Raw genomic sequence first — 13,726 nt, 5'->3', positions numbered from 1 at the left:
CCAGTGACGGCCTCACTCCGCGGCGCGCAGCGGAGCGCCCCGCTGGCGCATGAAGGGGATCGGGTCGGTCGCGCCCCGGCTGGACCGGTCGCTGCGCAGGTGCACCTCGAAGTGCAGGTGCGGTCCGGACGAATTGCCGCTGCTGCCGACCTGTCCGATCACCTCGCCGGCGGGGACGATCTGATCCGGCGAGACACGGGGCTGGACCACCATGTGGCAGTAACGGGTGATGTAGCCACCGGCGTGCAGGATGTCGACGAACCAGCCACAGCCACCCTTGCCCGGATAACCGTCCACGTCGCAACTCCGGCGTCCCTTGTTGTCCGGGTCGCAGCGGGCAACAAGCACTCGCCCGGCTGCCGCGGCACGGATCTCGGTGCCCTTTGCCGCTCCGATGTCGACACCGTTGTGGCTGGGACGATCGGTGGTCCGGAAACCGGAGCCGACGTCGCCGGAGATCGGTGCCGTCCAGCCGGAAGCGGCGATCTCGCCGCGCTCGGCCGCGTCGCACACCGCCTTGCCATTGATCTGAACGGTGCGGGCCGCACCACCGGCGAGTGCGTCCACGATCTTGCCGGCCAGCTCCTCGTGCTTGGCATACGCGTCCGGATAGGCGCTGACCTGGACCTGCTGCGCCACGACGGTCAGCGGCCGGCGCTGCCAGCTGCGCACCTTGACGAGTTTCTCGTAGAACTTCCGGGCGGTGTACGCGGGTGTCATCCGCTCGGCGATCGAGCCCCACCCCGGACGCTGCTGAAAGAGGCCCAGCGAGTCGTGGTCGGCGCCGACGCCCTCGTGTGGCAGGGACAGCGACTCGGGCACGTCCTTGTTGGCCAGGTTGCGCAGGGCGGACTCCTGCATCGCCGTGGCGAGGGCGATCACCCAACCACGCGAGGGAACCCCCATGTCCTGACCGACCTTGATGATGATCGCCGCGTTGCGGACCTGCGCGTCGCCGTACTCGCTGAACCGCGGTAGCTCGCCGGTGATGTCGACGGGACGCACCGGCCCGCAGCCCCAGCCGGCGAGGGCGTCGCCGTCCTCCGCATCGCCCCCGAGACCACTGAGGAAGAATGCCGCTGTCCCCCCGGTGCAGCAGAGCAGGAGCAGTACGCCGGTGAGCACCGAGGCGATCACGCCGGCCCGGATCGGCCGACGAAGAGCGCGGCCTGCTCGGCCGGCGGTCACTGTCGCTCCCAGTCGACCACGTCGACCAGCCAACTCTTGTCCGCCATCACCAGCTCCAACCGGAGACGGCCGGTGTTGAGCGGTAGCAGCACCTCGACGAAGGTCTCGGTGCGCGACCGCACCGTCGGCGGACCGGTCACCTCCTCGGCCGGCACCCCGCCGGGCTCGGCCCCGGCCAGCTTCTCGGTGAGCGCCGGCGTCGACATCGGCCGCAGCCCGGCGTGCCACTGGTCGGCTGTCATGCCGGGCCGGCCGATCCAGGCCGAGGCGAACCGGTCCGCGATCTGCTCGGGCGAACGAGCACCGGGTGGGGTTACCGGCGATGGGGGCGCCTCGGTGGCGATCAGACCATCGTCACCAGCCGTCGGGTCGACCGTGGTGATCGGCCGGTTCGGCCGGTTGCTCAACCCGTCGGTCGGGTCGGTCGGACCGGACACCAGGCGCGCCGCTCCGATCACCCCGAGGATGAGGACCGCGATCAGCGCGGCCACCCCCAGCCGGGATCGCAGTGCCCGGCTGAAGAGGAACTCCAGGGCCCGTCGCATCGCTGTCACCGAGCCTCGGAACGCACCCGTGGTCCGGTGCGATCCGGCGCACGTTCGGTAGATCCCGGCCGATAGACCACGAATGACGGGTTCTCCGCCGGAACATCCGGTTCGGTCCACGTCGCCGGTTGGCGGCGACGAGGCTGCGGCGGCACGGGACGGTCTCGACCGCCGGTCTCCCCGATCGGTGCCTCGTCGGCGCGTTCGTGACCATCCGGTCGAACGTCGTCGCTGCGTCGGCTCCCTGCCGGGGTGGGCGTCGGCGTCGGGGCCGTGTCTTCCCGGCGTGCCTCCGGGCGCAGCCGGGTCTGCTCGGCGTCCGGTGACCGGCGGCGCCCGCCCACCGGTTCCACCGTGCCCCCAGGCTCCACGATGTCGAGTCGCGCCGCGACCCGCATGTCACGGAAGAAGCGGCGGTGCCAGGAGCCGGCCGAACCGACCGCCTCGCTGCTGTCCTTACCACCAAGCTGGGTGATGCGCCGGTACGGCCGTAGCAGTAGCCAACCGACCACTCCGCACAACCACACCAGTACCACCTGGAGCCATCCGGGAAGGGTGGGCGTACTCATGATCAGATCGACCGCGAACAGGTAGATGGCGGCCCCGGTGCCGAAGATGGCGATGTTGAAGATCGCGGCGACGACGGCGTTCGCCAGCCGTCGCAGGCCGGCGCTGGCCGGTCTGAGCAGCCCGACGGTGCCCAGGATGGGCGCCGCGATCACCGCCCACCGGAAGATGAGGAACCCCAGCAGGACCAGAAGCGACGCCGTCAGGTCGAACATGGCGAACAGCACCGAGGCCAGCACCGCGATGAACCCCGCCCCGACCCGGTCCATGTCCCGGACGCCCTGGAGGTACTCGTACGCCTCCGGGTCCTCGGTCTGGATCTGCTGGGCCACCCGCGCCCACTGCTGCTGCTTCGCCTTGATTGTCGCCTCCCGGGTGGCCGGGTTGGCGCGCATTGACTGGGCTTCGCCCCATGTCAGGGATCGCGCGTCGTACAGCGCCGGCCCGTACTTGCGAGCCGTCTCGCTGTCGGCCGACCCGAGGACACCCCGGACCCAGTTTCGGTAGAGCATGGTCTCGGTAGCGGTGTCGCTCGCGCGAACGGCCGGCGTGCGGAGGTCCTTGCAGCGGTCCGGATCAATGCATCGCCCGGGGTCGGGCTCCTTCGCTTGCGGGCCTACCGCGTCGTGGACCACACCGAGGCTGGTGATCAGCGTGCCGTCCGCGATGTTCGCCGACTTCACCGGCCAGGCGGCCAGTGCGGTGACCGCGACCATCACGAGGAGAGCCCAACCCGCGGTGGTCATCGCGTTGCTCATGTCCGACTGGCGGGAGCGCCAGAGGAGGTAGAGGCCCACCACGCACAGCGTGACGATCCCGAAGACGCTGAACACCTTCTCGTAGACGGACTTCGTCGCCTTTTCTACCAGCGGGTCCGCCCAGCCCCACATGGATCGGGGATCCCAGGCGCGCTCGCGCAACGCGTTCGATGCGCCGATGACCGCCGTGGCGACCATGAACTCCCCGTTGGCGATCGTCGTCGTGAACTTGTAGTCGGGATGTAGGACGCTCGATGCGCAGCCGCCGTCGATGTCGTAGGTGTTGTAGCTGTAACCCGCGTATCCATAAAGGCTGTAGCGACCGGCTATGCCGTTCGCCGCCTCAGCCGGTGGTGCTGCGGCGAACCAGCCGGCGAGGCCGGAGTCGGGTGTGCCCGGGGTCGGCGCGTTGCGGCACTTGACCTCGTCCTCGCTGACCGCCTGGAGCTTCCCCACGCAGGCCCGGAAGTCGGCCTGCCACTCGGCGGTGGTGCAGAGTTCGGCTCGGGCCTGGGTGACGGGTGGGGCGGCGGCGGCCGCTTCCGCGCCGAGGAACGGCCAACTGAGTGTGGCCCCCGCCAGGACGCCGAGCGCGAGCAGGAACGACGCGATCCGAACCCGGGCCCCAGCCATGTCACGCCTCCAGATCGGGCAGGGAGATGCTCGGTAGGACTCCGGCCGCCGCGGCGATCGCGGCGGGCGTCGTGTCGAGGTGGTCCAGCAGGCCGTCGACGTACGAGACGTCGACCCGGACCTTCTGCACCCGGCCGTCGACGTCGCGCATCACGAACTCCCGGAAGCCGAGGCGGGAGGCCGAGTTGCTGTCGGCGGCGGAGAGCGAGGCCAGAGTGGCCTCGTACCCGTCGTTGACCGGCACCCGCAGCAGGCGCAGCGCCTCGGAGGCGATCTCGGCGTCTTCGGCGATCCGGCCGACGAAGACGGTGGAGACGAGGTTCTGCACGTCGAGGCCGAGGATGTCGCGGGGGTTCTGCGAGGCGACCAGCGCGGCGAGGTTCCACTTCCGGGAGTCGCGGGCGAGCCGGACCAGGAACGAACGCCCGGACCGCCAGCCCTCCATGAAGTGCGCCTCGTCGAGGCCGACCAGCTTGCGGGACGACATCGACCCGCCGTAGCAGCGGCGGACGGCGAGCCGGTGCGCGGTGTGCAGCATCGGCAGGGCGAGCGCCTCTTCGGCCGACCAGTACTCACGTTCGATCTTGAGGTCGGGCAGCCGGAGTCCGGCCATGGTGATCACGGTGAGCGCCGCGTCCGCGCCCAGCAGCCCTTCGGGTGGCCGGCCGAAGAACAGCATGGCGAGCGGCATCTCGGCGGTGTCCAGGAGTAGGTTCGCCAACTCCTTGCCGGCGTCGTCGTCGAGCCGCCCGAGGCAGCTCACCACGTCGTCCAGGGTGGACGTCTCCTCGGCGGGCACCTGCCGGACGGCGTGCCGGAACAGGGTGGCGGTCGACGCCTCCCGGGCCACCTGCGGCGGCACGAGCATCATGCAGATGTCCTGGACCAGCATGCGGCGTTCGGCGCGCGCATTGGAGACGGCGATCTCGAACTCACGGTCGCCGGCGGCCCCGCTGGCGAACTCGGTGCGCAGGGGCGTGGGGATGAGCGAGTAGGGCGCCAGGGTGCCGTGCTCGGAGCCGGTCAGGTTCAACACCCGGGAGTACGGGCGCAGCTCGGGCATGGCGCAGAGCCGGGCCAGCGGCCCGGACGGGTCGAGGAGGGTCACCTGCACACCCCGTCGGGCGGCGAGGTAGCCCAGCGCGCCGAGCAGGGTCGACTTGCCACCACCCGGCTCGGCCACGAACACCGCGAGCCCGGAGCGTTCGCGTACCTCCATGGGGAAGTGCAGGTCGAGGAAGACCGGGCGGCGGCAGGTGCCGGCGGTACGTCCGATCAGGTCGCCTCGGCGGTCGCCGACGGTGGAGGCGGCCTGGGGGAGTGCGGCGGCGAGCAGCGGGACGGGCATCCGGCGGACGTAGCCGGTGTTCGCGATCGGTTCGCCGGGGATGAACTCGCGGGCCAGCCAGTCCTGGTTCTTCGGGTGCTGCAGGGAGATGCGCAGCTCGCGGGAGTAGAGCTGGATGAGCCGGCGGGCCCGCTCCAGGCACTCCTCCCTGGTCCGGCCGCCGACGGCGATGCGGTGCCAGCCGTGTGCGCGCGCTGAGTCGACGGGCAGACCGGTGGTCATCTCGTCGCCGATCACCAGCGCCCGCTTGGCGAGGCGTTCCAGCTCCGGGGGAGCGTCGATGCCGTGCTCGGCGTAGTCGAGCTGCTGGGAGCGGATCATTCGGAGCCGGTGTTCGAGGTTACGGAACGAGTCACCGGAGCCGAGGATGTCGACCCGGGTGGAGATCTCCATCGGCCAGGGCAGTCGTTCGTGGAAGTGCAGCCACGGCTCGTGCCGTTCCGGGATCTCCAGCGGTTCCATCCGGCCGACGGCGAGCACTGCCACGTGCCGTTCCTCGCCGGTCATCCGGTTGACCAGCTTGACCGTCGAGCCGTACGGGGTGCGGTAGCGCTCGACCTGTTCGGTCAGGGCGAGCAGGTCACCGCGCTCCCACTGCCCGTCGGTCACCGGCGAGAGCCGACCCGGGGGCGCCATGCACAGCGCGACCGAGCGGTAGAGCAGCCATTCCAGCTCCTGCGCGGTGACCCGTCGGCCACGCATGCCGAACGCACCGAGCACCTCGTCGAACTGCTCGACCGTGCGACCCAGCTTGCGACGCTCGCCGTCGGCCGTGCCCCGGCCGAAGGTGCGGAGCAGGCGTTCGGTCATCGAGTCGCCGAGGGAACGCCGGGCGAAGGTGACGCCCAGGTAGGTCTGCCCCTCGGCGTGGTTGACCGCCATCAGGTGCCGTTGGGCGGCGACCAGGTGGTCCGCCCAGCCGGTCGTGCCGGGCACGTCGGGCAGCGGCGCGGCCGTGTGGGTGTCGATGGTGCGTGCCCACTCGTCGGCCGGGAACGGCCGGGTGGTCCGCCGCAGGTGCAGTCGGAAGCCGGCGAGGCCCGCGTACTGCTCGGAGATCGCCGACAGCAGTGCCTCGCGTTCGGCGTCGGGGCGGAAGGCCCAGCGCACCTCGGGCAGCCAGTACCAGGCGGTCACCGTGTTCGGCGTGAAGGTCAGGTGACCGGCGATCTCGGTGATGGCCAGCTCGACCGACGGGTCCCGGTCACCGAACTTGATCTTCGGGGCGCGGACCCGGACCGGCTTGATCGGCCGGTCCTGCTGCTTCGTGGCCCGTTGGCGGGGCGTGGCCACCTCATTGCCGGCGTCCGTGGAATGCTCCGGCCGGGAAGTGCGACGTGGTCCGCGTTCCAGAGCCGGCCGCTCGCCCGGAACGGCGCTGACCGGGCGGGCCGTCGGCGCGGTCGGCCGCTCGGCCGGGGCGACGGGGCGCTCCACCGGGGCTGCCGGCTGCCCGACGGACGTGGTGCCCGATGCCCGGGGCGCTGGGGCGGTGACCGCCGACGGGGACGCGGGCGCGGCGGTCTGCTCGACCTCGGCCGCAGGCTGCAGCGTCGGACGGCGGTCGCCCGCCTGGTGCGGCACCCGGGTCTCGCCGGCCGGATGGGTGTCTGCCCGGCGCCCGGCGCTGCGCGACTCGTCGGGTGTCCACGGTGGCTCCAGCTCGGGAGCCGGCCGGGTCGGCGTCGGCGGTTGCTGCGGGATCGCCGGCTGGGGCCGGCTGGCGGGAGCCGCCGTCACGGCCCGGGGGCGGGCGCCACCGAACAGGTCCAAAAAGGGCGAGTCGATGTCGGCGTTCTCGCCGGCCGAGACCGTGCTCGGCTCGGCGGGAGGCGTCCGGCGGGCGACCGGCCGGGGTGCCTGGAACACGCCGACCGCGCCGTGACCGGGCGAGGTCACCAGCGCGGGATCGAGTGCGACCTCATCCTCGGTCTCGGGGTAGTCGAACGACTGCGCACGGTGACTGGCCGGCACGGCCGGGCGGCCGGCCGGGGAGCCCGGCGTGGAAGAGCGACTCATGCGACCGCCTCACCCAGGTGAAACAGACCGATCGACGTACCCCCGGTCATGCCAGCTCCTCCCGGATCCTGATCCGGCTGCCGACCAGGCGCGGGTCGCGCTGCTCGATCGCCGGCTCCCGGGTGCGTCGCCAGTCGGTCAGCGCGGTGCGGATGACCACCCGCGCCGGCCGATCTGGATCAACGTGCCGGAAGATGAAAGACGTGGTCACGATGGCGAGCGCGATCTCCCAGGCCGGGAAGAGGTCGACCGTCAACGTGAACAGCCAGTGGATGAACATGTAGAGGGGGACGAGCAGGATGAAGAGCCCGTACTGGGCGTAGGGCAGGTGGACCGGAAGTGTGTAGCCGGGCGGCCCGAGGTAGACCAGGCGGGCCCGGTAGATGTCGTCGTCGGTGCGCAGCCGCATCTGGTGACCGCGCCTATTCGAAGATCAGGTCGATCAGGTAATCGCCGACGAAGAAGAGTGTTGCCGCCCCGGCGATGAAGGCCAGTCCGACGATGGCGATCGCCGAGCTCGTCAGGACCTTGGAAATCTCGCCCCGACTGGCGCGACCGATGAAGATGACGCCCAGGACCGCGAGCAGGATCGGCGCGATCTTGCTGGCGAAGAAGGTGACCACACCGTTGGTGTCGATCCCCTTCGGTGCCGGCTCCGCGAGCGGAGCCGAGGCCAGGGTGGAGAGCGCGTGGGCGACGCCGGACGACGCCGTCTCCATGAGCTCGAAGGCGATCACTGGAACCTCCCCATATCGCGGCCGGCGGAGCCGCGGCGGTGCAGTAGGCAAGCCTGGCGGGAAATCTGCTCACAGGGCGCAGCGATTTCGACCCTGTGTTCGTTACTCACCACGGAGGGTGGCGAGCTTTGGGCGGTTTTTCCCCGCTTCGGCCCTCCCTCCAGGCTTCGCCATCTCCATGCTGGCCAATTCCAAAGCGTACGGGCCGCCCCGGATTGCGACAAGCCGCGAAGGGACTGCCTGTTGCTGCCCGGACGACCGATCGTACACCTGTTCCAATGTGCACGTCAGGGATGGTCGACCCGGGTCGCCGAGCTCCGTCGTCACGACCGGTACGGTCTAGTCGTGACCGATCTGGTACGGGCTCCGGGCCCGGTGGTGATGGGCGTCCTCAACGTCACGCCGGACTCCTTCTCCGACGGCGGACGGTACGCCGACCTCGACGCGGCCGTCGGACACGGCGTCCGTCTGCGCGAGGCCGGGGCGGACCTGATCGACATCGGCGGCGAGTCGACCCGCCCGGGCGCCGACCGGGTCGACGCGGCGACCGAGGCCGAACGCGTACTGCCGGTCGTCCGCGAGCTGAGCGCCGCCGGGGTACCGGTCAGCATCGACACCAGCCGCGCGCGGGTGGCCGAGGCGGCGCTGGCCGCCGGCGCCGTGGTGGTCAACGACGTCTCCGGCGGACTGGCCGACCCCGACATGGCCCGTGTCGTGCGGGACGCCGGCTGCCCCTGGGTCCTCATGCACTGGCGCGGCCACTCCCGGCAGATGCGTGACCTGGCGAGCTACACCGACGTGGTGACCGACGTACGCGTGGAGCTCGGGCAGCGCGTCGACGCGGCGCTGGCCGCCGGGGTGGCCGCCGACCGCATCGTCGTCGACCCGGGCCTCGGTTTCGCCAAGACGGCCGCCCACAACTGGGAACTCAGCGCGCGCCTACCGGAGCTGCTGGACCTCGGCTACCCGCTGCTCTTCGGCGCCAGCCGCAAGTCCTACCTCGGTCGCCTGCTCGCCGCCGCCGACGGCACACCGCGGCCAACCGCCCAACGCGAGGCCGCCACCGTGGCCACCAGCGTGCTGGCCGTCGCGGCCGGCGCCTGGGGCGTACGCGTGCACGACGTGCGGGCCACCGCGGACGCGCTCGCCGTCTGGACCGCCACCGGCCGGCCGCGCCTCACGCCCGTCCGTCCCGATGGCCAGCCCGTCGGTCGTGCGGAGGCCATCCGATGAGTGACCGGATCCAGCTGACCGGCTTGCGGGCCCGCGGCCGGCACGGGGTGTACGACTTCGAGCGGGAGCAGGGGCAGGATTTCGTGGTCGACGCCGTCCTCGAACTGGACCTCGGCCCGGCCGCCGCCAGCGACGACGTCACCGCCACGGTCCACTACGGCGAACTGGCCGAGCGGCTGGTGGCGGTGGTGACCGGAGAACCGGTCAACCTGATCGAGACCCTGGCGGACCGGCTGCTCGCGGTCTGCCTGGCCGACGAGCGGGTCGTCACCGCGACGGTCACCGTGCACAAGCCGGAGGCGCCGGTGCCGCACACGTTCACCGACGTGGCCGTCACGATGACGCGGACGCGTACCCGATGACCCGGGCCGTGCTGTCGCTCGGCAGCAACCTCGGCGATCGCCTCGACCACCTCCGGACGGCCGTCGCGACGCTGGGTGACTCCGTGCTGGTGGTCTCCGGGGTGTACGAGACTCCACCGTGGGGAGACGCCGACCAGCCCGCGTACCTCAATGCCGTGGTGCTCGCCCAGGACGGGAGCGCGACCCCGCGCGACTGGCTGGCGCGGGCCCACGACGCGGAGCGCGCGGCCGGTCGGGTCCGTGACCCGGGGCGGCGGTTCGGGCCGCGCACCCTCGACGTGGACGTGATCGCGGTGTGGGGCGACGACGACGAGCCGTTGCTCAGCGACGAGGAGGAGCTGACCCTGCCGCACCCCCGCGCCCACCTGCGCGCGTTCGTGTTGCGGCCGTGGATCGACATCCAACCGTACGGGCGGCTGCCCGGCCATGGCTGGCTGACCGACCTGCTCACCTCCGGCCCGGCCGCCGACGACGCGCTGGAACTGCGTCCCCGGCCGGAACTGACGTTAGAGTCGACGACATGACCCAGTGGAGCCGGCCGACATGAGTCAGGCGAAGTCCCCACCGCCGGGCCCCGACGGGTCGCGGATGGGCCCCACCCGGATCTCGACGCTGGTCGTGGCGGCCCTGGCCGCGGCGGCGGTGGCCTGGCTCCTGATCAGCGCGTTCTACTACAGCGGCATCCCCCGCCTGCCGTGGCTGCCGGTGGTGACGCTGGCCGCGCTCGCGGTGCTGGAGGCGTACGCGGCCGTCAACACCCGCGGCCGCATCGACCGCAAGCCCGGCCGGGATCCGGTCAATCCGCTGCTGGTCGCCCGGTTCGTGGTGCTGGCCAAGGCGTCGGCGCTGGCGGGCTCCATCTTCGCCGGTTTCTACGCCGGGCTCAGCGGGTGGCTCTTCGTGGAGACCACCCGCGCCGCCACCGAGGACCGGCCGGCCGCCGGGGGCGGGTTACTGGCGTCGCTGGCGCTGGTGGGCGCCGCGCTGTGGTTGGAACGTTCCTGCCGCGTCCCGGAGCGCCCGGACGACGAGCACGAGCAGGACCAGCGCGAGAGCCGCCCCGGCCAGCGCTGAGCAGGGGGTTACGTCCGGCTCCCACCGCGGGTACGGTGCCTCCGATCGGAGAGCAACGGCCGCCCCGGTCCGTCCGTGTGCCGGGACGGAAGCGGCCGGCCACTGGGGAGGCGGTGCCATGGGGTACGAAGACACGGGCCGGGAGCGGTCGGTCGACCCCACGCCCGCGGTTCCCGCCGCCGTCCTGGAGAACGTCTTCGACGATCCCACCCACGGCGAGCCGGGCCGCGACCGCGTCAGCGTGCACGTGTTCTGGGAGTTCCTGCTGCTGGCCGGTCTGGCTGGCCTGGGCTGGCTGCTCTGGCGGGCCGACCCGGACGCGCTACGCGGTGCGGACCTGCGCACCTTGCTGGTCGACGCGGTCGGCCTGGGGCTGCTCGCTCTCGCCGCCGGGCTGAGTCTGCGCACCGCCGCCCCCAACCTGGCCATCGGGCCGGTGGCCGTCGCCGCCGCGCTGCACTACGCGGAGCAGGGCGACCGGGGTCTGGCCACGTCCGTGGGGTCGGCCGTCGTGGTCGCCGCGGTGGGTGGTCTCGTGCTGGCGCTCGCCGTGGTGGCCCTGCAGGTGCCCGCGTGGGCGGCGAGCCTGGCCGGCGCCGCCGGCGTGGTGGTGTACATCGAACGCCGGTCTGCGCCGGTGCTGGTGCAGGGGAACTACGACCCGAGAAGTACGGCCGGCTACCTCTTCGCCGGGTTCGCCGCCGTCGCGGTCCTCGGCGGTCTGTTCGGCACGATCCGCGCGATCCGCCGGTTGGTGGGCCGGTACCGGCCGGTCGCCGATCCGGCCCGGCGTCGGGGCGCGCTGGCCGCCGTGGTCACCGCGCTGGCGCTCGTCGGCTCCACCGTGCTGGCCGCGCTCGCCGGGGTCCTGCTCGCCGCCAACCCTCCCGGCGTCGTCACGCCCACCTCCGGGCTGGACTGGACCGTGCTCGCCGTCGGTGTGTCCCTGCTCGGCGGCACCAGCGCGTACGGCCGGCGCGGTGGCGTGTTCGGCACGGTGCTGGCGGTCGGCCTGGTCACCGTCTTCGAGGCGTACGCGCCGGAGCGCGACTGGTCGGTGAGCCGCTGGGCGGTGGGCGGGGTGGCGCTCGGTGTCGGGCTGTTGGCGACCCGACTGGTCGAGACGTTCGGGCGGCCCCGGCCGGGTGTGGTGGAGAAGCCCGAGCCCGTCGGCGACGGCACGATCAGCTCGGGTTGGAGCGTGCCCCGGCCCCAGTTGGCCGACAACTGGCCGCCGACGCTGCCGACGCCGCCCGCGCCGGAGCCGGCCGACCCGTGGCGCGATCCCCGCTGGGAGGACGGCCCGCGGCGTTGGGATGCCGGCGACCGGTGAGCCGTGCGGCGTCCGCCGAGCCGACGGTGATCTCGACCGTTAGGCTCGCCGCATGACCGACACACCAGCCGCCGCCCCCGGCGGAACCTCGTTCGAGGAACTCGACGCGCTGTCCACGGAGGAACTGCGGGAGCGGGCGTTCGCCCTGGCCCGGGAGCGCCGCGACGTGGGCTTCTACTGGTCGGTGCTGCGCCACCTGCCGAACGCGGACGAGGCCACGGTGCTGGACGGCGCGCCGAACTCGATCGGCCCGACCATCGACGAGGCGAACGCGTTGTGGCGGGAGTTGACCGGGCACGGCTACGAGGAGTCGGCGCCGCTGCTGCGGGCCGCCTTCATCGACTACCTGTTGAAGCACTGAGCCGCCCCACGCAGCCCAGGTCCACCCGGCCGGCTGGCCGGGGCGCTGGGCGGATCATGGGATTCGTCCGTACGGGCCCGGTCAGCGGCTACGGGACGGCCGCCGGCACCGGCGCGCTCGCCGTACTGCTGCTGGTCGGCATCTGCGGCAGCCCGGCGTACACCGGTTGGGCCGCCGCGACGCTTACCGATCCGACCTCGGCGGGCGGCTTCTACCTGCGCCTGCTCGCCTGGCCGGCCTGGCGACTGGACGCGGACGGGCAGGCCGGCGGCCTGTTCGCCGCCGACCTGCGGGCCGTCGCGCTGGTGCTCCTCGCGGTGGCGCTGCTCTACCTGCTGCCCGCCGCGCAGGTGGCCCGGGTACCCGGGCCGGTCAGCCAGTTCTTCTCCGGCTGGGCCGCGTACGTGCTGGCCGGAGGGCTCGCCGCCGTGCTGGCGGCGCTCCTCGGCCCGGACCCGTCGCTGCTGAAGGCGCTGCAGGACGCGAGCAGCGGCGCCGGCTACGGCTTCCTCACCGGCTGGATCATCGGCACCGCGAGCCTCGGCGGCCGCGCCTAGGACCTGTTCCTAGGAACCGGCCCCGGGGCCGAGCAGGCTCTGGCGGCTGAGCGCGCCCACCGGGCGGCCTTCGTCGGTCACCAGGAGCCGGTCCTGTTCCGACGTCAGCAGCGCCGCCAGGGCGTCGTACGCCGTGCCGTCGAGCCCCACGGTGGGCAGGTCGGCGGGGGCGTCGCCGGGCACGGGCTCCAGGGACTCCCGGTCGAGCGGGGTGACCGCCAACCGGCGGATGCCCCGGTCGGCGCCGACGAACTCCCGGACGAACGCGGTGGCGGGTGCGCCGAGCAGCGCGGCCGGCGTGTCGTACTGCTCCAGATGGCCGCCCTCGGACAGCACCGCGATCCGGTCGCCGAGCCGGACGGCCTCGTCGAGGTCGTGGGTGACCAGCACGATCGTCTTGCGGACCTCGGCCTGCAGGCGGAGGAACTCCTCCTGCAGGCGGGCCCGGACGATCGGGTCCACGGCCGAGAACGGCTCGTCCATCAGCAGCACCACCGGGTCGGCGGCCAGCGCCCGGGCCACGCCGACCCGCTGCCGCTGACCGCCCGACAGCTCGTGCGGATAGCGGCGGCCGAACTGGTTCGGGTCCAGTCCCACCAGGTCGAGCAGCTCGTCGACCCGGGCGCGGGTCCGCTGGCGGGACCAGCCGAGCAGGCCCGGGACGGTGGCCACGTTGGCCCGGACCGTCTGGTGGGGGAAGAGGCCGACGTTCTGGATCACGTAGCCGATCCGGCGGCGTAGCCGCACCGGGTCGGCGTCCGTGACGTCCTCGTCACCGAGCATGATCCGACCGGCCGTCGGCTCGATCAAGCGGTTGATCATGCGGAGTACGGTCGACTTGCCACAGCCGGACGGGCCGATCAGCACCACCAGCTCGCCGGCCCGGACGTCCAGGCTCAGCTCCCGGACGGCCTCGGTGCCGTTCGGGTAGCGCTTCTGGATGCCCTGCAGGGAGATCGACGCCGCGCGAGGGGACTCGGCTGCGCCGGGGGCCTCCGGGGTAACGTCCAC

General features: G+C 72.4%; 14 protein-coding genes. 7 read left to right on the top strand and 7 right to left on the bottom strand.

Annotated elements, in window-relative coordinates; translation table 11 throughout:
* Positions 1-12: 12 nt before the first annotated feature.
* From ACQP0N_RS31270 to ACQP0N_RS31245, 6 genes are read right to left on the bottom strand one after another with little or no spacing between them, the layout of a single operon-like run.
* Positions 13-1,188, bottom strand: coding sequence for a M23 family metallopeptidase (locus tag ACQP0N_RS31270; protein ID WP_433116122.1), 1,176 nt, complete (start codon positions 1,186-1,188; stop codon positions 13-15).
* On the bottom strand, positions 1,185-1,742 hold the full coding sequence (locus tag ACQP0N_RS31265; protein ID WP_433116120.1) for a hypothetical protein: 558 nt from the start codon (positions 1,740-1,742) through the stop codon (positions 1,185-1,187). Before ACQP0N_RS31265 ends, ACQP0N_RS31270 begins: the two co-directional genes overlap by 4 nt.
* Positions 1,739-3,691 (bottom strand): MFS transporter, encoded by a 1,953-nt coding sequence (locus ACQP0N_RS31260; protein ID WP_433116118.1) that lies wholly within the window; start codon positions 3,689-3,691, stop codon positions 1,739-1,741. Before ACQP0N_RS31260 ends, ACQP0N_RS31265 begins: the two co-directional genes overlap by 4 nt.
* A gap of 1 nt (position 3,692) precedes the next feature.
* Positions 3,693-7,058, bottom strand: a complete 3,366-nt coding sequence (locus tag ACQP0N_RS31255; RefSeq protein ID WP_433116116.1) for an ATP-binding protein — start codon at positions 7,056-7,058, stop codon at positions 3,693-3,695.
* 46 nt (positions 7,059-7,104) lie between these two features.
* The gene (locus ACQP0N_RS31250) at positions 7,105-7,467 is read right to left on the bottom strand and encodes a hypothetical protein (protein WP_204942430.1); all 363 of its coding nucleotides are present in this window, start codon (positions 7,465-7,467) and stop codon (positions 7,105-7,107) included.
* Positions 7,468-7,480: 13 nt separating this feature from the next.
* Entirely contained in the window at positions 7,481-7,795 is a 315-nt protein-coding gene (locus tag ACQP0N_RS31245) for a hypothetical protein (RefSeq protein WP_053654780.1), read from the bottom strand.
* A gap of 345 nt (positions 7,796-8,140) precedes the next feature.
* Between ACQP0N_RS31245 and folP the strand changes: the two genes are divergently transcribed.
* The 7 genes from folP (at position 8,141) to ACQP0N_RS31210 (ending at position 12,715) form a co-directional block, all read left to right on the top strand.
* Complete coding sequence (folP, locus tag ACQP0N_RS31240; protein WP_433116114.1) at positions 8,141-9,028, top strand: dihydropteroate synthase; 888 nt, start codon at positions 8,141-8,143, stop codon at positions 9,026-9,028.
* Positions 9,025-9,390 carry a dihydroneopterin aldolase gene (folB, locus tag ACQP0N_RS31235; protein ID WP_433116112.1) on the top strand — a complete coding sequence of 122 codons (366 nt, stop codon included), beginning with the start codon at positions 9,025-9,027 and terminating at the stop codon, positions 9,388-9,390. Before folP ends, folB begins: the two co-directional genes overlap by 4 nt.
* Positions 9,387-9,914: a 2-amino-4-hydroxy-6-hydroxymethyldihydropteridine diphosphokinase gene (folK, locus tag ACQP0N_RS31230; protein ID WP_433116110.1), complete on the top strand. Its 528-nt coding sequence runs from the start codon at positions 9,387-9,389 to the stop codon at positions 9,912-9,914. Before folB ends, folK begins: the two co-directional genes overlap by 4 nt.
* 19 nt (positions 9,915-9,933) lie before the next feature.
* Positions 9,934-10,464: a DUF3180 domain-containing protein gene (locus tag ACQP0N_RS31225; RefSeq protein ID WP_355052490.1), complete on the top strand. Its 531-nt coding sequence runs from the start codon at positions 9,934-9,936 to the stop codon at positions 10,462-10,464.
* Positions 10,465-10,582: 118 nt separating this feature from the next.
* The gene (locus ACQP0N_RS31220) at positions 10,583-11,797 is read left to right on the top strand and encodes an ABC transporter permease (protein ID WP_433116108.1); all 1,215 of its coding nucleotides are present in this window, start codon (positions 10,583-10,585) and stop codon (positions 11,795-11,797) included.
* Positions 11,798-11,849: 52 nt separating this feature from the next.
* Entirely contained in the window at positions 11,850-12,158 is a 309-nt protein-coding gene (locus ACQP0N_RS31215) for a hypothetical protein (RefSeq protein ID WP_355052488.1), read from the top strand.
* 56 nt (positions 12,159-12,214) lie between these two features.
* Complete coding sequence (locus tag ACQP0N_RS31210) at positions 12,215-12,715, top strand: hypothetical protein (protein WP_355052487.1); 501 nt, start codon at positions 12,215-12,217, stop codon at positions 12,713-12,715.
* A gap of 9 nt (positions 12,716-12,724) precedes the next feature.
* Here the strand turns inward: ACQP0N_RS31210 and ACQP0N_RS31205 are convergent, their stop codons facing one another.
* The gene (locus ACQP0N_RS31205) at positions 12,725-13,726 is read right to left on the bottom strand and encodes an ABC transporter ATP-binding protein (RefSeq protein WP_433116106.1); all 1,002 of its coding nucleotides are present in this window, start codon (positions 13,724-13,726) and stop codon (positions 12,725-12,727) included.

Source organism: Micromonospora sp. CA-246542 (assembly GCF_050942905.1).
Lineage (GTDB): Bacteria > Actinomycetota > Actinomycetes > Mycobacteriales > Micromonosporaceae > Micromonospora.
This window is presented reverse-complemented; position numbering and strand designations above follow the sequence as displayed.